The organism is Vibrio sp. YT-15, from assembly GCF_033337445.1.
In the GTDB taxonomy this organism is placed as follows: domain Bacteria; phylum Pseudomonadota; class Gammaproteobacteria; order Enterobacterales; family Vibrionaceae; genus Vibrio; species Vibrio alginolyticus.
In genome coordinates this window covers 1-1,017 of the sequence record NZ_JAWOQR010000188.1, presented here as the reverse complement: position 1 = coordinate 1,017, position 1,017 = coordinate 1, and the positions used below count along the sequence as shown (strand labels likewise).

The following is a 1,017-nucleotide window of genomic DNA, read 5'->3' as shown; positions in this document are numbered from 1 at the left end:
GGCTAGCCCTCTAGCTTCGATTTATCTCGTACTGCACCCTTGTCAGCACTGGTTGCCATGCTGGCGTACGCTTTTAGGGCGAAAGACACTTCACGTTGACGATTTGCTGGTTTCCAACCAAGTTCGTCTTGTTTTACGCGGCGCTCTGCAAGTTCCTGTTCAGAGATCTCAAGAGAGATGCTGCGATTTGGAATATCAATCGCAATCAAATCGCCGTCTTGAACCAAGCCGATCGCACCGCCATTGGCCGCTTCTGGAGAAGCATGGCCGATAGACAGACCAGAGGTACCACCAGAGAAGCGGCCGTCAGTTAATAACGCACACTCTTTACCTAAGCCCATCGATTTTAGATAAGTGGTTGGGTAAAGCATTTCTTGCATGCCCGGGCCACCTTTTGGACCTTCGTAGCGAATCACAACCACATCGCCCGCTTTCACTTTGCCGCCAAGGATGCCGTCTACCGCATCTTCCTGGCTTTCAAACACTACTGCAGGGCCAGTAAATTTCAGGATGCTTTCGTCCACACCAGCAGTCTTCACAATACAACCATCCAGCGCGATGTTGCCTTTCAGAACGGCAAGGCCGCCATCTTGGCTAAACGCGTTTTCTTTGGTGCGGATACAGCCTTCCGCGCGGTCATCATCGAGGGTATCCCAGCGACAATCTTGCGAGAATGCTTGTGTGGTGCGGATACCCGCAGGGCCTGCACGGTAGAATGATTTCACTTCTTCTGAATCGGTCAGCATGATGTCGTATTTGGCTAGCTGTTCTTCCCAAGTCAGTCCTAGGACAGTCTTAGACTGATTGCGCAGCAGACCTGCACGGTTCAGTTCACCAAGGATACCGACAACGCCACCCGCACGGTGTACATCTTCCATGTGGTATTTCTGCGTTGAAGGAGCCACTTTACAAAGGTGTGGTACTTGGCGAGACATGCGGTCGATGTCCGTCATATCAAAATCGACTTCACCTTCTTGCGCTGCAGCTAAAAGGTGTAACACCGTATTGGTCGAGCCA

At 51.5% G+C, this 1,017-nt stretch carries 1 protein-coding gene; it reads right to left on the bottom strand.

Annotation, left to right across the window (positions count from 1 at the left end; all coding sequences use genetic code 11):
• Positions 1 to 2: 2 nt before the first annotated feature.
• A partial coding sequence (locus R7D93_RS26205) for a dihydroxy-acid dehydratase (RefSeq protein ID WP_318129671.1) occupies positions 3 to 1,017 on the bottom strand: 1,015 nt, incomplete at its 5' end.